The organism is Virgibacillus sp. 7505 (genome assembly GCF_002272135.1).
Lineage (GTDB): Bacteria > Bacillota > Bacilli > Bacillales > Amphibacillaceae > Terribacillus.
Window position 1 is genome coordinate 1 of sequence record NZ_NPBF01000142.1, and the last position, 296, is coordinate 296.

Sequence of the window (296 nt, forward strand, 5' to 3'; positions counted from 1 at the left end):
GACTTATGGCTGCTTCTCCTTTTAGGCGGCGTCCTGATGACAGCGACTGCCTATTTAGGTGTAAAGGCATTGACGATGTTAAGCTTTATCGCCGTACCAGCGATCGCGGTATTAGGGACAATCTCTAGTTCCATTGCTGTCAATGATATGGGCGGCCCGGCTCAATTGTTTGCTTATCAGCCAACGGAAGGAATCGGCATCGCAGCTGCCTTATCGGTTTGTATTGGCTCCTTTATAAGTGGCGGCACGTTGACACCTGATTTTGCCCGTTATGGCTCAAGCAAAAAAGTCGCGGT

1 protein-coding gene is annotated in these 296 nt (G+C 49.7%); it reads left to right on the forward strand.

Features of this window, described 5'->3' with window-relative positions:
• Positions 1-296, forward strand: a 296-nt coding sequence (locus CHH91_RS18330) for a cytosine permease (protein WP_176465856.1), incomplete at both ends; no start/stop codon positions are given.